At 44.7% G+C, this 19,857-nt stretch carries 18 protein-coding genes and 1 pseudogene; 8 read left to right on the forward strand and 11 right to left on the reverse strand.

Annotated elements, in window-relative coordinates; all coding sequences use genetic code 11:
- Nucleotides 1-69: 69 nt before the first annotated feature.
- Nucleotides 70-675: a superoxide dismutase gene (locus BN1691_RS00270; RefSeq protein WP_048600260.1), complete on the reverse strand. Its 606-nt coding sequence runs from the start codon at nt 673-675 to the stop codon at nt 70-72.
- Between the two features lie 224 nt (nt 676-899).
- Between BN1691_RS00270 and BN1691_RS00275 the strand changes: the two genes are divergently transcribed.
- Both BN1691_RS00275 and BN1691_RS14960 read left to right on the forward strand, forming a co-directional pair.
- On the forward strand, nt 900-1,925 hold the full coding sequence (locus BN1691_RS00275) for a superoxide dismutase (protein WP_048600261.1): 1,026 nt from the start codon (nt 900-902) through the stop codon (nt 1,923-1,925).
- A gap of 148 nt (nt 1,926-2,073) precedes the next feature.
- A complete protein-coding gene (locus BN1691_RS14960) occupies nt 2,074-2,358 on the forward strand; it encodes a HesB/IscA family protein (protein ID WP_332925375.1) in 285 nt (94 codons plus the stop codon).
- A 152-nt stretch (nt 2,359-2,510) separates the two neighbouring features.
- On the opposite strand, the gene BN1691_RS00285 is transcribed toward BN1691_RS14960, so the two are convergent.
- Nucleotides 2,511-2,708, reverse strand: coding sequence for an FmdB family zinc ribbon protein (locus BN1691_RS00285; RefSeq protein WP_048600263.1), 198 nt, complete (start codon nt 2,706-2,708; stop codon nt 2,511-2,513).
- Nucleotides 2,709-2,913: 205 nt separating this feature from the next.
- Between BN1691_RS00285 and BN1691_RS00290 the strand changes: the two genes are divergently transcribed.
- Nucleotides 2,914-3,168, forward strand: a complete 255-nt coding sequence (locus tag BN1691_RS00290; RefSeq protein WP_048600264.1) for a hypothetical protein — start codon at nt 2,914-2,916, stop codon at nt 3,166-3,168.
- Nucleotides 3,169-3,219: 51 nt separating this feature from the next.
- On the opposite strand, the gene BN1691_RS00295 is transcribed toward BN1691_RS00290, so the two are convergent.
- Both BN1691_RS00295 and BN1691_RS00300 read right to left on the reverse strand, forming a co-directional pair.
- The gene (locus tag BN1691_RS00295; RefSeq protein ID WP_048600265.1) at nt 3,220-4,947 is read right to left on the reverse strand and encodes a methyl-accepting chemotaxis protein; all 1,728 of its coding nucleotides are present in this window, start codon (nt 4,945-4,947) and stop codon (nt 3,220-3,222) included.
- A 117-nt stretch (nt 4,948-5,064) separates the two neighbouring features.
- Nucleotides 5,065-6,153, reverse strand: coding sequence for a YheC/YheD family protein (locus tag BN1691_RS00300; RefSeq protein WP_048600266.1), 1,089 nt, complete (start codon nt 6,151-6,153; stop codon nt 5,065-5,067).
- A 164-nt stretch (nt 6,154-6,317) separates the two neighbouring features.
- Between BN1691_RS00300 and BN1691_RS00305 the strand changes: the two genes are divergently transcribed.
- Nucleotides 6,318-7,505 (forward strand): glycosyltransferase family 4 protein, encoded by a 1,188-nt coding sequence (locus BN1691_RS00305; RefSeq protein WP_048600267.1) that lies wholly within the window; start codon nt 6,318-6,320, stop codon nt 7,503-7,505.
- Between the two features lie 8 nt (nt 7,506-7,513).
- Complete coding sequence (locus tag BN1691_RS00310) at nt 7,514-8,857, forward strand: GT-D fold domain-containing protein (protein ID WP_048600268.1); 1,344 nt, start codon at nt 7,514-7,516, stop codon at nt 8,855-8,857.
- 70 nt (nt 8,858-8,927) lie between these two features.
- Here BN1691_RS00310 and BN1691_RS00315 read toward each other — a convergent pair.
- Nucleotides 8,928-9,617 (reverse strand): annotated as a pseudogene (locus BN1691_RS00315) (alpha/beta fold hydrolase).
- A 225-nt stretch (nt 9,618-9,842) separates the two neighbouring features.
- Between BN1691_RS00315 and BN1691_RS00320 the strand changes: the two are divergent.
- A complete protein-coding gene (locus tag BN1691_RS00320; RefSeq protein ID WP_048600269.1) occupies nt 9,843-10,343 on the forward strand; it encodes a hypothetical protein in 501 nt (166 codons plus the stop codon).
- Between the two features lie 153 nt (nt 10,344-10,496).
- Here the strand turns inward: BN1691_RS00320 and BN1691_RS00325 are convergent, their stop codons facing one another.
- The 6 genes from BN1691_RS00325 to BN1691_RS00350 form a co-directional block, all read right to left on the reverse strand.
- On the reverse strand, nt 10,497-11,432 hold the full coding sequence (locus BN1691_RS00325) for a Gfo/Idh/MocA family protein (RefSeq protein ID WP_048600270.1): 936 nt from the start codon (nt 11,430-11,432) through the stop codon (nt 10,497-10,499).
- A 1-nt stretch (nt 11,433) separates the two neighbouring features.
- On the reverse strand, nt 11,434-12,126 hold the full coding sequence (locus BN1691_RS14805; protein WP_048600271.1) for a DapH/DapD/GlmU-related protein: 693 nt from the start codon (nt 12,124-12,126) through the stop codon (nt 11,434-11,436).
- A 23-nt stretch (nt 12,127-12,149) separates the two neighbouring features.
- Nucleotides 12,150-13,679, reverse strand: a complete 1,530-nt coding sequence (locus BN1691_RS00335) for a hypothetical protein (protein WP_048600272.1) — start codon at nt 13,677-13,679, stop codon at nt 12,150-12,152.
- A gap of 36 nt (nt 13,680-13,715) precedes the next feature.
- Nucleotides 13,716-14,699, reverse strand: a complete 984-nt coding sequence (locus BN1691_RS00340; RefSeq protein ID WP_048600273.1) for a CgeB family protein — start codon at nt 14,697-14,699, stop codon at nt 13,716-13,718.
- Entirely contained in the window at nt 14,696-16,366 is a 1,671-nt protein-coding gene (locus BN1691_RS00345; protein ID WP_147545529.1) for a glycosyltransferase family 2 protein, read from the reverse strand. The genes BN1691_RS00340 and BN1691_RS00345 overlap by 4 nt, the downstream gene beginning before the upstream one ends.
- A 75-nt stretch (nt 16,367-16,441) precedes the next feature.
- Nucleotides 16,442-17,569, reverse strand: a complete 1,128-nt coding sequence (locus BN1691_RS00350; RefSeq protein WP_231638320.1) for a DegT/DnrJ/EryC1/StrS family aminotransferase — start codon at nt 17,567-17,569, stop codon at nt 16,442-16,444.
- A 178-nt stretch (nt 17,570-17,747) separates the two neighbouring features.
- On the opposite strand from BN1691_RS00350, the gene BN1691_RS00355 reads away from it, so the two are divergent.
- Nucleotides 17,748-18,596, forward strand: coding sequence for a sugar nucleotide-binding protein (locus tag BN1691_RS00355; protein WP_048600276.1), 849 nt, complete (start codon nt 17,748-17,750; stop codon nt 18,594-18,596).
- Entirely contained in the window at nt 18,593-19,792 is a 1,200-nt protein-coding gene (locus tag BN1691_RS00360; protein ID WP_048600277.1) for a glycosyltransferase, read from the forward strand. Before BN1691_RS00355 ends, BN1691_RS00360 begins: the two co-directional genes overlap by 4 nt.
- Nucleotides 19,793-19,857 lie beyond the last annotated feature (65 nt).

Raw genomic sequence — 19,857 nt, forward strand, 5'->3', positions numbered from 1 at the left:
ATCAAGGCGAGGAAGCACCTCACCTTGTCTAATATTTCATCTTTTAATTGGTGTTACCTAACATACTCCTTACTTTGCAGCGGCATAACGGCGAGCAACTTCATCCCAATTGACAACATTCCAGTAAGCACTGATATATTCTGGGCGACGATTTTGGAACTTCAAATAGTATGCATGCTCCCAAACGTCTAGACCAAGAATTGGTGTTTTACCTTCGGTCAGAGGGCTATCCTGATTGGCTGTGCTCATCACTTCTAGCTTACCATTAGCAACAACGAGCCAAGCCCAACCTGAACCAAAGCGGCTTGCAGCTGCATTGGCAAATAACTCTTGAAACTTTGCAAAGCTCCCAAACTCCTTCTCAATAGCTGCCTTCAAATCTCCTATTGGTTCTCCACCACCAGTAGGGCTTAGTACAGTCCAGAATAAGGAGTGGTTGGCATGACCACCACCATTATTACGAACAGCTGTACGAATGGCTTCAGGTACTTGATTAAGATTGGCCACTAATTCTTCGATAGATTGATTGCCAAGATCCGTGCCTTCAATCGCCTTATTTAAGTTATTCACATATGTAGCGTGGTGCTTGTCATGGTGAATCTCCATTGTCTTAGCGTCTATATGTGGCTCTAATGCATCAAAAGCATATGGTAAATCAGGTAATTGAAATGTCATGATAACATGACCTCCTTCATTGAATTTATTATTCTATTACTAGTATGCCTATGTTATTATCATTTGTCAATATATTAGTTTAAAAAGTATGTTTAACTTGCTTAAAGTGAGCTTACACATATCGACTTGGTTTCTTGAACCCACATTATTTTTCTCGGTGGCATGGTTACTGTACCCAGTTTCATTCTTACTACATAGGGTACATTAAGAAAGGAGTGGATCGTATGACCACGATGAAGCAGTCTCAGATCCTGGCCATCTTTAGGGAATGGCAATATCAGGTCAATCAGGTGCTCAATCAAATTGAGCAAATCCCTGACTCCCGTTCATTTGCTCATGATATCAAGCAATTAAGAGATGACCTCGCACAGATCGGCAGCGATTTCTCCTCTGCTCCTTCCATCAGCTTAATCAACAAAGGGAATCAGGAAGTTGGCAGTTTTTTTTCGACCACCTACCATGGGCAGCAGATTGAAACGGTAAAAGGCTACTGGCAGCAGTTAATTCTCTACTTCCAAGAGTGGGAGGACTACCTATACAAGCTACGAAATGGTGAGCAACGAGCTGCATCCATCCGAAAGATCCCCAGCGAGCGGCAGATTATCTCATGGAGCTACGCTAAAGAGCAAACAACGCCACTGGGTAAGCATCAGCTCCCTGAGCTTCCTTATTCATATGGCGCACTGGCTCCCTTTTTGGAGGAGCAGCTACTACGACAGCACCACCAATTTCATGGCAAGCTAGTCGCTGCCCTTAATCAAGGAGAAAAGGAATTACAAGCTATCCTGGAAGACTCCGAGCGTAGTCTTATCCCTGCAACCATCTCGACCATTGCCCACTTTGGCTCCGAACACTTCCTTCATTCACTCTTTTGGGAGATGTTAACCCAACGAGGAAGAGGTGTCCCTGTTGGTGAATTCGCTGACCAATTAGATGATGATTGGGGAGGTTTTGCAGAATTTCAGCATGTCTTTACCACCACTGCCCAGAGCTTAAAGGGCGATGGATGGGCTATTCTAGGCTGGGCTCCACGGATTCATCGTCTCATTATCTATACTGCAAAAAAGGATGGCTATTCCATGCAGGATACAATTCCCCTTCTCGCCCTCGACCTCTGGAAGCATGCCTATTATTCCCAATATGGAGAAGACAAACACCGCTATATTGAAGCTTGGTGGAACTTTGTTGATTGGCATGGGGTAAACGAGCGTTTTAAAATGGCCCGAATTGTTAAATGGTCTACCGGATGAGGCATTTTTCCTTTGTGCTTCATCCTTGACTATGTTAGAATTAAAACGTACCATATACCCTATACCGTATGAAGCATTTTCTCTTCGCAGAGAATGTGAAAAATATCTCTCCGTAGAGAATGTGAAAATGAATAAGGGAGTGACTGTGATGCAAGTCTCTGATTCCGCAAAGGAAAAAATTGTTGAGCTAATGCAGAAGAAAAATGTAAACACCTTACGTATCTATTTTAGTGGGTATGGCTGAGGTGGCCCCCAAATTGGGATGGCTCTGGAAGAGCCAGAAGCAAATGATAAAGTAGAAACCATCAACGGCATTCAGATTGCAATTGATTCTGTCATCTATGACCAAGTTGCCGATGCTACATTAGATTATCGCAATTCATTCCTTGGCGGCGGCTTTGTCTTCGATGGTGGACAGACCTCTTCTTGCTAACGCCACTGGCAAAAAGCAAAGAGAAGGTGATCTTCAGACACAAGAAGATCACCTTCTCTTTTTAAATTCTAACTTTCGATGTTAATCCCTTACGTTTACGCCTATTGAACAGCATAATGGGGGACACCCGGTCCCTCCACTTCTTAGCCTGCTCATGTGAAGCCTGATGAACCGCAGGAAGATCCTGAAGAGCCTGAGCCGGTAACTGGTCCCTTCACATTGGCCTTAAAAACAGGCTCCTTTCCCTTCTCTCCACATGCTGGACATGGAACTTCATCTCGCTTGGAATAGGAGACAAACACCTGGTATTGATGATTACATGAAGTACACCGAAAATCATAGAGTGGCATCTAAATCCCCCTTTCCTCATTATTATACCCATACAGGTATTTATCAAAGGATATTATAGCGCATTATCTAATGAACGCCAAGGGCGGAAAAATTTGAATCACTCTTTCAATACAAACGCGAGAAAAGTAAGAAATTTTTTATTTATTCTTTCAAAATTCACTTTCTCTATGATATGATAATCATAAGTTACAGGGAGGGACAACGATGAAGAAGAATCGGATCAAACAGCTGAACCTTACGATGCTGATCATGATCACAGCATGGTTTTTATTTGGAATATATGCGGACCTACACCGTGATACGATTTTGGGCTCATTGGATTCAACTGCAGAAGAAAAGTTGACTCAGTACGGTACACTTAGCCAAATCTTTATGATTGCATCAATCCTTGCTCTTGTCGTTCTAATCGTCTTGATAATCGCCCGTTCTGCAGTGAAGAAATCCAATAAATTAGCGTAAACAAGCATATATTCTCACAAAAAAGGTCGTGTCCTCCACGACCTTTTTTTCTTAGTAGCGAAAATGTTGAAGTTCCCCTTGCAGCCCCTCTGACATCCGCTGTAATTGAGAGGTTGCTTCCGACACATCCTTGGTCTTTTGATGCTGGTCTCCCATCCGTTCATTCATCTCTGTGAGCTGCTCATAGCTGGCAGCAAGAACCTGATCGATGCGCCCGATTAATTGTTGAATCATCTCCGCTTGATTCATCACATTCTCTAAATAGGAATCGATGGCAGTCATATCCTGCTCCACCTGTTCGATCTGACCACCCATGGCTAGATATTGGGTCACAGTCCGATTTAAATTATCTTGACTTCCGGAAATCGCCTTATTCTGTGTCTCAATTCGCTGATTTACCGCTAACACCTGTTGGTGCATCTGTTCTAATAAGGTGCCTACATGCTGAGATGCATCCTTCGTACCCTCCGCAAGCTTACGTACCTCTGACGCTACCACAGAAAAGCCTTTTCCATGCTCCCCTGCACGTGATGCTTCAATGGCTGCATTCAACGCCAGTAGGTTCGTCTGATTGGAGATGGCTTCGATCACCTGAATCACTTCTCGAATATCAAGGGAACGTTGTAGCAGTTCCTCCATCACCTGCATGGTATCCTGATTCTCTTCTGCTAAATTGGTAATCTGTTGTTGAGAGCTTTGGATAATCGTACTTCCTTCTATGGTCTCATGGGCAATCTGCTTCATCACTGAACTAGTCTGTTCAGACCGTTGCTTCACTTGTCCCAATGCCTCTTGGATGGCCATAAAGGATTGTGTTGACTGTTCGATCTCTTGTACCAATTCCAGCTGGATCCCCTGCATATGCTGTGTGCGATCGGCAACCTCAGCAGTGGATCGTTCCATGACTTCTGCGGAAGCGGCTAGCTCAGAAGTGGCACCATTCACCTGACGAGCAGTATGCATCGATTGATTGATCACAGCTCGTAAGGCTTCCTGCATGCCATTGATACTTCGAGCTAGCTGCCCTACTTCGTCCTGAGACACGGTCCTCACCGGAGGAACCTGAAGATTTCCCTCAGCCACCTGCTCACTTACATCGAGTAGTTGCTCTAAGCGCTTCTTGATGGGATTGCTTAGGAGATAGCTGAGAACGAGACTCACAGCAATGGAAAGAATGATGGTAATCCATGCGACCCACATGGTAACCTGTAACTGTTCTTGAATCAATACATACTGTGTATCCTGATTCGCTTTGCTCTCCTTTAGCCATGTTTCTGTCCCTGCTCGAACTGTGCCTAATTCATCTGCCACATTCCGGCGCTCATGACTTGCTGTCATAAGACGCCCTTCCTCAATATATTTCACGATGTTAGTAAAACTTTGATCCATCTTACCATTCATTTGGATGAGCTGCTGAAGCTGGATTGTATAGGAATCCGAATGAAGACCAGCGCCTGGCTGTAGTTGGCTTAGCTCCTGCTGTACTCTCTCAAGTTCCTTCAACATCTCTTCTTGGTAATACTCATAGTTACGGAGATACTCCTCCTCCTTCTGGACAGAGAAATCGGCAAGCTGAGCATATTTAAGGTCCATTAGATGGGATAGTCTTTGCATGGAGCTACCAATCTGGTCATGTTCACTTAATAACAAAAATTGATTGGCCACAGTAGAAACCTGGGTTAGCACGAGGATAAAGCCTACGAGAAAAAGTAGTAATAAGGCACTAAAACCAGACCATAATTTTTTACGTATGGAGAGAGATTGCCAGAAACGTTTCATTTTACACACCATCCTCATGAACAAATCAATCGAAATTACTAGTACATTATCTTAAATATACCAAAAGTTCTATGTTTCTGGCAAATCCTGCAACAAGAGGTGTACTTAAGGAATACTTTACTTGATATACGCCTCCAATTTGCTATAGGCATAGCCAATGGGATAGGCGTAGGTGGTATACCAGGTGGTGATATCGCCTACCTCTCGATAGGCATAGCGCTGATCACAAAAGTTCGCTTCAATAAACCAGAGCTTACCTTCTTCATCAAGGGCTAGATCAAGACCGAGATCCATGACCCCTGGTGACCAATCTGCAATGGTTTGAGCCACTTCATAGGAGAGCCACTCCAATTGCTCTATCTGCTCACTGGTTAATCGGGAAGCGATGGCTGAAAAGGATAGAACCTTCCCACCCCTTGCCACATTAGTGACAAAATCCTGGGCTGCTGCGACGCGAAGCACCTTGCCTGTGATCGCCCAAGTCTCCTCTCTCCCCTTCTGAACCGAGATACGTAGATCCAATGGGGAGCCAGCATAACGGGTTAATGGAAGAAATTGCTGGATCAGAAAGCGTTCAGGTCTACCTATGCTGCTAATCCAATCCGTCAGCTCTCCAATGATGGACCAGCGTAATGTCGGAGCTATTCTTCCTTTGCTTCTCATGTGATCCGCCTGCCACACCCCTTGACCTCGTTGTTCAATTAGACGAATTCCTGATCCCTTTGAGCCAAATATGGGCTTTACCAGGATCTGTCCATACTGGTTCAAGCCAGTTTGAAGATTGGTCAAGGTGAGCGGTTGCGTCCATGGAAGATACGGTTGGAGCCGGGGATTGGCAGCCAACACTTTAGAAATAGTCGCTTTATTCATCTCCCAAGGTAAATTTAGAAATTGCACATCTGAAGCTTGGTGATAAGGAAGAAATTGACGGGCACGTTCTTGGCGTGAAGGTAGCTTTGCACGAAAGAGATTCACCTTCGGTACAGGAATGGCTCCATATTGCCACCTTGCCTTTTGCCAGTTATAATAATACCCCTGCTTTAAGCTGCGATCTAACAGGAGCTCCTGCCAAGAGTAGAAGAAAAGATCACAACCATAGTGACGAGCTAATCTCGTGTAAAAAGGCAGGTATTCATACGGCTCAAGTCCCTTTCGAAGCAGTGCAATTTTGCGCTGGTGAAAAATAATACCGATTACTTTCCACATCCTCTCATTCCCCCAAGACTTCATCCTCCCTTATCCTATTCAAACATTACAGGATTTCATGGTGGTCATCTGATGATTTCTGAAAAAAAAGGCGAGGGACTAAACCTCAGCTTCCCTTCCTTCATAGGATAGGATAGCATTTAAAACGTGGAGGAGTGGTGCTGATGCCACCTCAGCTTTGTTTTATTACCCCAGGGACTTTCGCCATTCCATCTCCTATCTATTCATCGGTTGAATCCTCCCTCTTACAGTTAACTCCTCTCCTTTCCAAGCACTATGACCTTCATATTATCGGACGGAAACGCCCTGGCATCCCCAGCCAATATGGACATTTCGGAACGAAAATCTATAACCTCCCTGGAAACAATCTACGCCTCTATGTAAAGCACTGTGTAGATTGGTGTGAAAAGAATCCGTATTCAATCATTCAGATTGAGAATCGTCCTACCTATGTACCTGCGTTTAAACAAAGACTCCCCTCCACTCCCATCATTCTCTCCCTCCACTCCATTACTTTTTTACAGGGGAAGCGCCGACGGCTGACTGCGATTTACCAAGGCTTAGAAATGGCTGATGCCATCCTAGTCAACAGTGATTTCCTCCGCCAATATCTTTTACGATTTGCCCGCCACGAGAGAGAGGCTAAACGCTGGGAGCAAAAGATTCAAGTTCGCTATTTTGGCATCGATCTGCAAAGCTTCCTCCCTCTAGAAACGCCCTCTGTCCACCAAATTCGGCAGCACATCCGTTCACAATATGGATTAGAGGATCTTCCTGTCCTCCTCTTCTGTGGAAGAATTCAATATTATAAGGGGCTGCATCTCCTACTGCAAGCAGCGCATCGCTTAGAGGAGCTGGGCTATCGCTTTGCTTTACTCATCGTTGGGGGAAGTCATTACGGTCGTAATCTGAACACCTCCTACGTCCAGCAGGTTCGAACACTACGGCAACAGCTAAAACAGCCTAGCTTCTTTATCCCCTTCATCCCTCACCAGCAGGTTCCTCATTATTATCAGCTAGCTGATCTACTTATCGTCCCTTCCATTGGTCCGGAAGCGTTCGGTCTTGTCAATTTAGAAGGTATGGCTACCAGCCTGCCCATTGTCACCTTTCAACGAGGTGGAATTCCTGAGGTGGTACAGCATCAGCGAACTGGGCTTTTATTGCCTGGTATCTCCCCTGTGGATGAATTGGTGAAAGGAATTCAAACCCTACTGGATCAGCCTAACCTTGCACGTCAGTTGGGATTAGCAGGAAGGAAGATGGTTGAAGAAAAATTTTCATGGGAGCATCGTGCCGCCTCACTGGTACCGTTTTATCAGCAATTTCTACATTCCTTAGAGAAAGGGTGAATTGCTCAATGCCACAATTCTCCAATGGAACACTCTTCTTCCCCCAGCGCTGGCTACGCCATGGTCAGCATCTCTTATGTCTCTTTACACTGGACAACCTAGATTTTAGAGAGGTGGTGGAACGACTCTTTCTTGTGTTCCCACTCCCTGCTCATGCATCTCCTTATACGATTCAAGTAAGTGTAGTGGAAGAGAGCTGGAATCTCCGTCCCTTCGTACAGATCCGGAAGAAGCCACCGCGCCGTACCCCCATGACTACCATTCCCATCAAACCCATGCAGCGCAAAGCCTTCCTCGATGTAACCTCCCAGCTTTCCCAATGGGAAACGGGAACCCATCATGGTTACTATGTAAGGTATGGCTTGCCAGGCAAGCGTCCACTTCTGCCACCACAGCTTGCGATCCATGTAAAGGGAGCCGAAATCATGGATTCGCGGGGATCGCAGCAGGGAGCAACCTCCCCCAAGCCTTCCATCACAGCAGTGAATTGGGAGCGTATAGAACGTGGAATCTTCAGTCGTTCTGAAGAAGAGCTTCTGCTCTCAGAAGCCCTCTACCGAGGTGGGGAAGCACTTGTTGAGCAGCGCCTTCCTGTTAACCAAGTCCTTCACTTGCACTCTGTCGCTGAGATCATTGAAGCAGGCATTCAACAGCTCCATTCGGAACTGATTCCATTAGTATCCACAGAAAATGTAAAACAGCTTATTCAGCAAGCCCTTGATCAGGGGAGTGGCTATTCCTTGATTCGTCTCGGTGATGGTGAAATGCTTACATTATGCCAAGGTACTATTTTTTCACCTGCTGAGGTAGAGATGATCGGCGGTCATTTTCTCCCCTACTCTGGAATTACCATCGGTGATGAAGCGCATCGGAATAAACTACTCAATTCCATTCTGCAGGCAAATCTCATCGGAATTCCTGTTAGCCGACTTCCCCATTTTCAAGGTCTATTTCGACAGATCTGGCAGCACCATCAATTACCATTGCGGGAGCTTACACTCACATCCTCCCTGATCAATTATAAATTAGACGAAGTCAACTTCGTTTTCCACCTTCTGAAGCACTACCGTGTTCTCTTAGTGGGTAATGTGATGCAACAACTCTATCAACGCTTACATCTGGAGGGCTTTTACAATGTGGTGGGAGCGGTGCCTGTTCGTGGCATGAATGATATACCACATGTAATGGAGCGTATGCAGCATTATCATTATGATATCGCCTTCGTCTCAGCAGGAGTGGCTGCTGCTGTCCTCTGTCCTTTAATTGCTCAACAAGGAAAGGTTGCCATTGATTTTGGCCATATGGCTAATCAATTATGTAAGCGTAAACCTTTATTTCCTCAACATGCATAGAGAAGATCCCTTCGGTTTACTTGAAATTTAAATGTAATATGCTCCCCTTATGATAAACAGTTTTACTATTTCAACTGTCTACCACAAGGGGAGCATATCTTAACCAAGAAACACTTAATATTTTTCCATCTGGTATATTACCCTCACTAATCCATTTCTCAACCATTTTATTAAAATAATCAGAATTCGCTAAAGGTATTCCATGACCAACATTAGGTATCATTATACCTAAACAATTTGAATTACTTGAAACGATATCTTTGGCTGATTTTTTCATTAATGCTTTTTCTCTTTCTCCAACGGTAACCATTATCTTTGCCTTGGCCTCACTAAAATTTAGTGGTAATTCAAATGATATATTTTCTTCTAAGATACGTATCAGTGTATCTGACTTCATTAAGGAACTTTCTTCATAATATGTTTCAAAGTATTCCTTATCAACATATAGTGTTTTTGCTTGAAGCTTTGAAAATGATTTGTTTTTAATCAATGGAAATGTCAATTTAATCGTAGGTCTAATTAGCTTTTTTATCAGGTGCGAGCTTTTCTATTAACTCAATGACTCTTTCTGCACTATATTGAATTGAAAATTGATCTGTCAGATTACTCTTCCCTTGTTCTGGTAAGTCGATTGCAACACAGTGGTACTGACTGAAGTATTGAATTTGTTTTTTCCACATCCAACTACTTACTCCCCCACCATGTAAAAAAACATCAATGAACCGTCCTTAGTACCGCTCTCTCGATAATATAAAGTCACATCATTCACTCCAATAACACGGTAGAATTGAACTACTATTTCTCCCAACCTATTTTCTTAATGTACTAGTTTGATTGATTTGATATTTCGCTGTAATTGCTTATCTAGCTTATTCTCATATTTATTTGCTACTAAAATATTCAAGTTGTTTTGTAAAATATTAATCTTGTGTTATTATTATAGTAATTAACAAAATATACTACAAATACCAATAGGGTGATAATTATGAAAAAGCATGTCGTCTTGTCGATTGTATTTACGATGCTATTCCTCTTTGGGTGTTCATCGGATAAAACAAATGAATATTCTGTTGAAAGCTTGCTAGAAATCGCAGTAGTTGGCGATTATGAACTGCCCAAAATAACTAACGTTGTGTATGAATATGAAACATTAGATCATCTCTCACAGTCCAATTATGAATATAATGCTTTAATTATCACGAGTAGTGCATTTCCTGAAGCGGATGAGGAAAAATATGTGCAATTTTACAAGACTGTAAAGTATCCTGTTTTCTTTTACGGAACGGAGAATTTTCAATCCTTTGCCTTTACAAAACAAGGGATGACAATAGCAAAGTCCAGATCTACTAGTAGTCCATATGTTCAAGGGTATAAAAATAATGATGATGGTACGAAACTAGCCTGGGATTTTTATCGTGATTCCGAAAAGAAATCAGATGATAAACAATTCCTATTTTCCATACTTAATGTGATTCAATCAAAATAATGTCCTGTGAGGAGAGCATGCTCTACCTTCTCATTTTTCGGGAAGAGTGCATAGATGAATCAATGGCATCGTTCTAAATGAACGATGCCATTGATTTTTTAGAATTACTGTTAAACATAGGATCAAATATCATGTTTGATCCTATGTTCATATCTAGCTGATTTTATTACGAATCTCCTCGACTAATTGGATGACACGGATAGTATCCTCCACCTCTGCCCAGCTTGCAGTAGGTTGTTCCATGGCCTCCATAAACTGATTCAATTCATTGAATAGTGGATCCCCGTAGGATAAGCCGACCTTTTCCTCAACATTATCCAAGGTATAGGTACGTGAGAAGTGCTGGGGACAGTGGAAGAGCTTCAATGTCCGCTTCGCATAATCGATAAGAAATGTTCGATTCCCTTCATTGATCTGTAACTGTCGTACCTTGTAGGCGGAGCGACGACTAGCCCAAAGCGAGGCGCGACAGCCCTCTGCAAAAGCGATTAATACGAAGGCTTCCTCAATGATATCATTCACTCTGTGTCCCACTGCATCGATGGAAGTGATGGGTCCTCGCTGCAATTGGAGAAGGATATCAAGGTCATGAATCATCACGTCCATGACCACATCCGCTTCAATCTTCCGTGGCGGCGCACCTAAGCGTTGAGCAAAGAAGGCTTCTATTTTCGGAATATCTACCATAGCTTGGAGCTGTTGAATGGCCGGATTATACTGCTCAATAAAGCCGACCTTGACCACCAGGGGCTGAGCAATGGCTTGTAGTAGCTGAAGGACCTGACGTGCCTCCTGCACAGATGGGACAAAAGGCTTCTCCACAAATACATGTCGTCTTTTCTGAATCGCTTGTTGTACAAGAAGAGCATGGGTATTAGCTGGAGTAGCTATCACAACGCCATCGGAAAGGTCCAGCAGTTCAGCATAGGTTTTGGCAATGGTGACAGGGTAACGCTGCCCCACCTGGTGCACACGTTGTTGATCTAAATCGAAGAGGTAAACCTCACTCACTTTTTTTAACGAACAAAGGGTACGACAATGATGCTCCCCCATCACCCCCACCCCTGCAACGCCAATGCGAAAGGTCATCTCACATTCCCCTCTCTCGTGCAGGATTGCCCATAACTACAGTATCAGCAGGTATATTACGGGTCACGACTGCTCCTGCGCCCACCATAGACCGTGCTCCGATCCGTACGCCTGGTAAAAGGGTTGCGTGGCTCCCGATGCGAACACTCTGTTCGAGGTAAGGTCCTGTCATGGCAATAGCAACAGTTTTCATATATTTATCATTGGCCATGGCGACGGCAGGTCCTAGAAACACATGATCCTCCAGAATGGTGTCACCGGTAATATAGCAGAGGGTCTGAACTGTGCATTGTTTGCCGATTCGACTATTCAATTCGATCATGACCCCCCGACCAATCACCGTCTTATCACCAATCTCCACCTGCTCTCGAATATGGACGTGGTCGGCAATGAGAAGCTGCTGACCCATTGTACTTCCGGCATACAGCGTGACATGATGACCGATCGTACTGTTGGATCCGATTCGTAACGGAGAGATCTGCTGGTCCACTTCACGAATGAGTGGGGAGTGGTGAGGTTTAACACCAAGGATGGAATGGTGTCCTACACGAACACCTGACCCAATGATGGTGTGTGCATGTAAGATGGAATAGTGACCGATTTGAATATTCTCTCCAAGCTGTACACCTTCCTCAATGATAACCCCATGACCAATGGATGCAGAGGCTGGAATCCTTACGTTAGGATGAATCATCAACCATCACCTCTCCCATGTTTCTAAATTGGTAGTTTTACATAAAGTGTAAAATAAGGGTTGGCACGCACTTTCACAGGAATATAGAGATGAACCTTTCCCCGATGCTTACCCTTGAGACTACGTACCCAATTGGTGCATTGGACTCGTACATATTGACGTTTTTGCTTGCCTTTACCCTGTTGCTTTATCAATGAGCGTCCAAGTGGAATGGCACGCTTATTGCCATGCTTGATGAGGATTGAAATGTTGCCATGATGCCCTTTAGCAACTGCACGGAAAGCGGCTTTTAGAATCTTTCCACGCTTTGGCAAATCCTTACATAAAAATGTATAAGTGATTCCTTTGGAAGCGGCTTTTTTTCCTCGAGGTTTCCATCTTCGTAGTATCACACGTGAAGGAGTATGCATAGGCTGTTCAAGAATAGGAGGAGCAACTGGTGCTTCTATAGCAAGTGGTGGTGTAGCTGGTGGTGATGTGAGAACGATGGTATCTGGTTGGAGCTGACCGCTAAATAGCTCTCCCATGGGAGCGGAGTGAGAGTCAATAAGACGCTTCGCCTGATTAAAACGATAAAAGCGAGCCTGCGTGCCCCAAGCATGCATAATAAAGGGAGAATGATTGGCTAGCTCCTGATGCGCAATCCTTGTTTCTGCCTCATAGATATACATCAGCCAATGGGCAAAAAGCACGGGATGATGATGCTGTTCAAAGAAGCTGTACCCTGCTTCTCTGTTAATTGCCAGCTGGTCTGGGTGATTTAGAAATTGACGTAGACGAGATTCCAATGTAGCCATGGATGTAGAATATAATGTTGCTCCTGCTAAGTGGTGACGTAGCTGAAGATCCTCACGCAGGTACGAGAAGACTACCTTTCCCATACCCATAGCCATGACAGCCCAAGGTGTATACCAACCATAGCTGAGTTGATCAATGATGATATCTCCGCGCTTTACAGCCTCCATACAAGCTGCCTCATCTCTGGTATCCACCAGTTGCCATTCAATGGCCATCCCTTCATTACGTATGCGTGTACAGACATCCCCTGCAAATGCCGAGAATTCTTCACAGCCTGGGTGGGATAGAATCATAATCTGTGGTGGTGAATTCATCTCATTAAGATGGGAAGGTTCTCCGCTGTATGGAACAGGAATCACATAGATTCTTTCAAAATGAGGAAGTAATGAAGGAACTACCTCCCATTGGAAAACCGTACAGGCTCGTGTAAATTGAGCATGTTTCTTTAGTAGAAGCTCTACCTCTTCATCTTTATGAACTGGGACGATCAAGGGAGCATAGGGATTGTAGCGTTGAGTCACTGTGCTTTGCCACACCTCTGGGCCATCATAATGAACCAATACGGGATGACTCCCCATTCCAGTTAGACCCTCATGCCAGCCCATCCCTTGAATATGCTGAATAGAACGTCCATTGGGTAGCGTACCATGAATGATCGGTGTTGATTGATCGACCAAGTTGGCTTCCATGCCGATCTGCTTTAACGCCATCTGCCAGCCCCATAATGATGAGCCCTTCCATTGTTGATCAGACACCTCGTAATCACTCCTCTCAATCCATGTATTCAAACATCATGAGACCCCGCGTTCATTACGGAATTGTGTATATACTTCCTCAACCTTCCCCCACACCTGGGAAAAACGTTGTACGTAAGAATCCCGCTCCATAACAAGTCCCCGCCCATTGGCAGCGATCTGTTTCCGTTCCTCATCATGATTTAGATAGTAGCCGACCTTCTCTAATAATTGGTCTGCCGTTGCAACAGCCTCACAGTGGATGCCAGGTTGAAAATGGGCACGAACTCCTGGCGTATCGGTAGTAAGTAAAAATCCACCTGCTGCAAGAATATCGAAAGTTCGACTGCTCAGTTGCTCCTCAATGGATTGGATACTGATATTAATTTTGGCACTATTATAGATTTGATTGGTGATGTGGAATGGGACGATGCCATGCAGCATTGCTGGAGGTACAGAAAATCCCAGGACTTCAGGTGATTTTTCCCACCCTCGTCCATAGATCCGTATATGATAGCTCGTATTCATTAAAGGCGAAATTAAGGTTCTGATACATTCTCTACGATAAATATCAAAATCAAGCTGGGCATTGGCCACGATGGCAATATCGCATTGATGGGCAGGATTTGGTGGTACAGGGCGATGGAAGGAAGTATTACACCCAACATCCATGGCGATCACCGGATAGCCTAGCGCTTCATATTGTGGAATACAGGATGAATTGCGGGTTAGTACCATCTGAGGCTTCGTTTTATCACAATAGTAAAGGGACCAGTTACTAAAATGGATGGGATCTTCCTCGGCAAAATACAGATGAAAAACGGGGTAACGCTGAAGGATAGAATAGATAGATTCTGCCTGAGCATGTAAGGCATCCCATCCCATATCGAAAACCATATCGGGCTGAAATTGCTGTATGGCATGATCCAACACCTCTGGATCTGCCTCATCTAAATAAAAGACTTGATGTCCCAACTCTTCTAAAGCCCACCCCGTTGAGAGTCGAAACAGATCCATACTCATCAATCCAAGAATTTTCAAGCTAGATCCCCCCCTTTAACTTCGCTTGTTTTACCATACTCACGCTTGCGAATTTCATCGAGTAAACGTCCTCTTATTCCTTCATGCTTAGCTAGCCAACTGACTGCCTCAAGATGATCACCAAGAATCATCTGGGCCACCACATTTCCTTCTTGAAAGTGCTCGCGACGTAAGCGGTTACTGGAGAACACATTGATACCCTTCACCAGTTGAATCATTGCCCCTCGCGCAAGAGCGATGGCTTGAGCTTTCGGAGGGATTGCTAAATGTTCATAGCCAATTCGCTCTGCCATCTGTTTACTCATGGCGTGAGGTACAGCCGTTAATGAAGCGTATTGGAACTGATTGGCAGCCATGATTCGGTTTAGAAAAGCCTTGGCCATGCTCACATCATCGATCATCGAGGAGTGATAATAGAAGGGGTTCACATCATTCAAGGTAATATCTGCTCCTTCATAGCAGCCATGAATAAAGGGTATTAATTCCGAGGGTTGAAAGAGAATATCCCCATCGATAAAGAGAAGTACCTCTCCTGTAGCAATCCGTGCCCCAATGGCTCTTCCCACATCATGTCCTAAGTGGAAGGGAAAAGAATAGCAGGTGACAGGAAACTGTACACAACGATGAACGGTACGATCATGAGAACCATTCTCCAGGATGATCACTTCTTTGGGATTGAGTAGCATAAGACGGGAGAGTAAGGGATAGATGGTTCTTTCTTCATTGCTGATGGAGAGAATAATCGAGAGCTTTTGCTCATTCTCGATCCGGAGTGTCTCTGGAATTCCAATTCGTAGGGCAATGCGTCTCCATCGTTCTACCATTTCTGGTTCTTTATGAACCGTCCGGAGCTGATAAGGAGATAGCAATGTAGGATCGTCAAGATAATTCAAGAGTAAGGAACGTTTCCGTGCTAAGTCACTAAAGCCTCCCCGCTCACCACGACGGTTGATAATCTCTGCAATCGCTTCACCATGATCACCGATGATCAGTTTTTCTACACGGTCAACACCACCTTGAATTCGTCGACCTCTTCGGCGATTATAGAGAGCCATATTCAAGTGGCTCCCGCGCTTGATTCTAAGCTGCTCCAGAATAGCTCGCGCATGTGCTTTGGGTGGTACCATTAAGTTTTCTATTCCAATAACCTGAAGTGCTTTGCGACTCATGGCATGGGGAATGGTGGTAAGTGAACTTCCTTCTAAGTCCTTTCTACCTAAAAGCGCATTGAGAATTCGCTTCGCTTCCGATGTAGAATGGATACTTCGTTCCGTTTTCCGCCCTGAATATGCGTTGAGAACAAGATCATTGCCCTCCCAAACATCACGACAGTACTGTCTTAAAATGGAGGTAGGGAGCAGGACATCTCCATCAACAAATAGGAGTATGGCACCTCGAGCATGCCTTGCACCGATGGCTCGAGCCACATCGTAGCCAAGAGGTGATGCATATTGAATCACCAATGCTCCTGCTTGCCTTGCTCTTAGCGCTGTCTCGTCACGACTCCCATTACAGATTACCACCACTTCTGTGCGCCTCGTAATTCGACGTGCTGCTCGTACAATCTGTCCAATCCACCTCGCCTCGTTACGCGCTGGAATAATCACAGACACAATGGGTGGCCTTCTGCTCACTTTTGATCGATACATTTGCTTCCTGCTTGGCAAGTCAATCCCTCCTTTCCTCCTCCATGAAAGTGGCTCTCTTTACTCTATGAAAAAGAAAAAGGAAGGCAACGGCACTCATCCTTCCTGTTCTTGATAATATTGCTGAATGGTTGATATCACATGATCCTGCTCGGTAATGCTCAAATGGGGATGAAGCGGTAGCGCTAAAAGTTCCTTGGCTAAGCGTTCAGCTACAGGAAAGGTCTCCCCACTTCTACCGATACCCGCTAATGCAGGTAGGGTATGAAGAGGATAAGGATAATAGGTACCAGAGCTAATATGATATTTTTGTAAATAGGCTTGGAGCCTTTCACGCTGCTCTACTTCAATGGAAAAAAGATGGTAGATATGGCCAGCTATTGGCTTCTGAATCGTTATTTTTTCACAGGACCTTAGCTGTTCATAGTAACGTTGAGCTAGTTGCACGCGCTGCTGATTCCATTGGTCCACCTGAGGCAGGAGAATCCGTAGAATCGCTGCATGAATTTCATCCAAGCGACTATTATACCCTACAGCTGTATGAAAGTATTTCCTAGCACTACCATGATTCCGTAGAAGACGAATCCGTTCTGCTAGTTCCTTGCTGTTAGTAACCACCATTCCTCCATCACCGATGGTGCCTAGATTTTTTGTTGGGAAGAACGAGAAGCAACCAGCGTCTCCTAAACCACCTACCTTCTTCCCCACATAGCACGCACCGAAGGCTTGACAAGCATCTTCGATCACCATGAATTCATATTGCTTCGCAATACTCATGATGGGCTCCATTGCTGCAGGCAGGCCAAAGAGATGCACCGGTAGGATCGCTCTGGTGCGAGAGGTTATCCGTTCTTCGATCTGTGTAACATCAAGATTGTAGGTGGTAGGATCCACATCAACAAAGATGGGGATAGCCCCGATACGAAGGATGGCCTCCGCTGTGGCAAAAAAACTAAATGGTGTGGTAATCACCTCATCCCCTGGTCCAACTCCTCCTGCTTCCAATGCTAGAATCAGTGCATCAGTTCCATTGGCTAAGGTGATGGCTTCTTGTACACCGAGATACTCTGCCACTTCTTGCTCCAATCGTTCACATTCCTCGCCTAACACATAGTTTCCACTGGTCAATATCCGCTCGAATGCAGCGGTCAATTCTTGATGATATGCATGTAGCTGCTTGCGCGGTTCCATTAAATTGATGACTTGCTCTTTTGCTTCCATCATGATGGCTCCTCTCCCTAGCAAATCTATCACCATTCTATGCATACCCACGATGGATGGTATGGGGAAGAGACTAGTTTTTCAAGGGAGAAGGGAGATGGCCTGCGCTAAGTCCTGCAGAGTTGAATAGAGTAGAGATAATGATAGTTTTCCCACAAGGGAGGAGAAGGGAGATGGCAGAATGAAAATCCTTATCCTTGGAGGTCAAGGGCTAGTCGGCTCCATGCTAGTCTCTTATCTATCCCGTACCACCTATCATGCTCTTACTTATACAGCCCGCCAGCCCATTCAACATCCCATGGGTCGGCAACTGGATGTACGTAATACTGCCTTACTCCAACAATTGTTTCAGGAGCTTCAGCCTGAAGTGGTGATCAACTGTTTGGAGTTACTCCCAGCACATCCAAACTGGAGTATGGAATATGCCATCTATTTGAACAGTCTCTTCCCCCATTGCCTCTTAAGATGGGCAGATCATTATCAGTTTCGGCTCATCCATATCAGCACAGCGTCTGTCTTTGATGGTGCTATGGGGGATTACCATGAGATGGCAACTCCCAATAACACAAGTCCCTATGGCAGAAGCAAATCGTTAGGAGAGTTTTCCCATCCACTTCACGTGGTGATTCGTACTTCATTCATTGGACCTGAGCGTAAAAATCAGGGGCATGGATTACTCTCATGGTTTCTTGCCCAAGAGGGTTCCATCTACGGCCATGAGCATGTACGAGGTAATTGTGTAACCACCCTTGAATTGGCAAAAATGATTAGCTGGCTCCTCAATAAACCTTTGGGGGGGATGATTCACCTTGGCGGAAGAAGGAAAATCTCTCACTATGAACTACTCTGCAACTTACAGGCTACTTTTCAACGAACACAGGTAAAGATTGAAGCACTGGCTGAACCCTATGAAGATTTAACCTTGGTCAGTACAAGGGGAGATTTCGATTATTATGTAACACCCTATGAAAGGATGTTTGAAGAGCTTAAGCATTGGATCATGGAACAAGATAAGGAGGGCTTTCAATGAGCCATCAGGATGTAGGGATCGTTATGCCTATTTATCGGCAACGTCCTGAATATTTAACTACTGCACTACAATCCATCCTTCAGCAGGAGTATCCACACTTTCGCTTAGTAATTGTCCTTGATGGTGCTGAACCTCATGTGATCGATATAATCTACGAAGCTGCTAAACACGACTCCCGCATTGATGTGATACAGCTCCAAGAAAATCAAGGATTAACCAATGCACTCAACCTCGGGTTTAAGCGCTGTCATCAGTTCCCTTCCATTAAATATCTAACCTGGGTCTCTAGCGACAATGTTCATTACCCTCCTTTTATTGGTACCCTCCGCTCATTGTTGGAGACGAGTCCCTCCCATGTGGGACTTGCCTATGGTCATTACCGTTTGATCAATGAAGATGGACAAATGGCCTGGTCCACAGAACAGGAAGAAGAGTTTCGCCGCGTTCAACAATTACCTAAGGAATCGCTGCTTGAGCAAAATCTTATCGGTGCTGCCTTCCTGTATCGAACTAATTTTGCAGAACAAGTTGGAGCGTATCGCTATGATACAGTAGATGATTATGATTACTGGCTCCGTCTCACCGAGCATTGCGATATTATCTATACCCCCACAACGCTCATGGAGTATCGCATTGGTTCCACCACAAGTCTTTCTTCACAGATCGTGACATCGAAGCAATCTGTTCGTACTTTTCGTAATCTTATCCATCAGGTCAGGCTTGAGGCTCGACAACGACGGGGAATTGCCGTGGAGACTTCAGTCATCTACTGTATGGAGGAAGGCTCTGAGCAGGAGATCAATCAATTGGAGTCCTTTCAGTATCAGATTGCCAGTAATTATAATTTCATCATCGTAGATCGTTCTCCAGTAGGGCAGATCCAACGTCTGCTCTCGGTGATCCCCGACCCTCGTTATCGCTATTATGGAATGGCTGGTATGAATGAGGAAGCCTGCTTCAGATCGCTGGTCCCTAACATTTATACACCCTATATCTTCTGGTTTGGTGTAGAACGCTTCTTATACGTGAATGCCCTGGCACAATTACTAGAGAGACTAAAGCAAGCAGGAAATCATGGTACCACCTATTTAAACGATCAGCATCAGCCTGTTTCTCAGCTACATCTCACATCTGCAGACCCACGTAAATTCCACCTCTATGGAACGGAAGAGTTGAAGCGCCATCTCGGTTATTAAGCCATTTGAGCTTAATCCAGTTTAGAGAAAGCAAAAGGATACCATTTTGTGATAAAAACGGTATC

The organism is Rubeoparvulum massiliense, assembly GCF_001049895.1.
Taxonomy (GTDB): domain Bacteria; phylum Bacillota; class Bacilli; order Rubeoparvulales; family Rubeoparvulaceae; genus Rubeoparvulum; species Rubeoparvulum massiliense.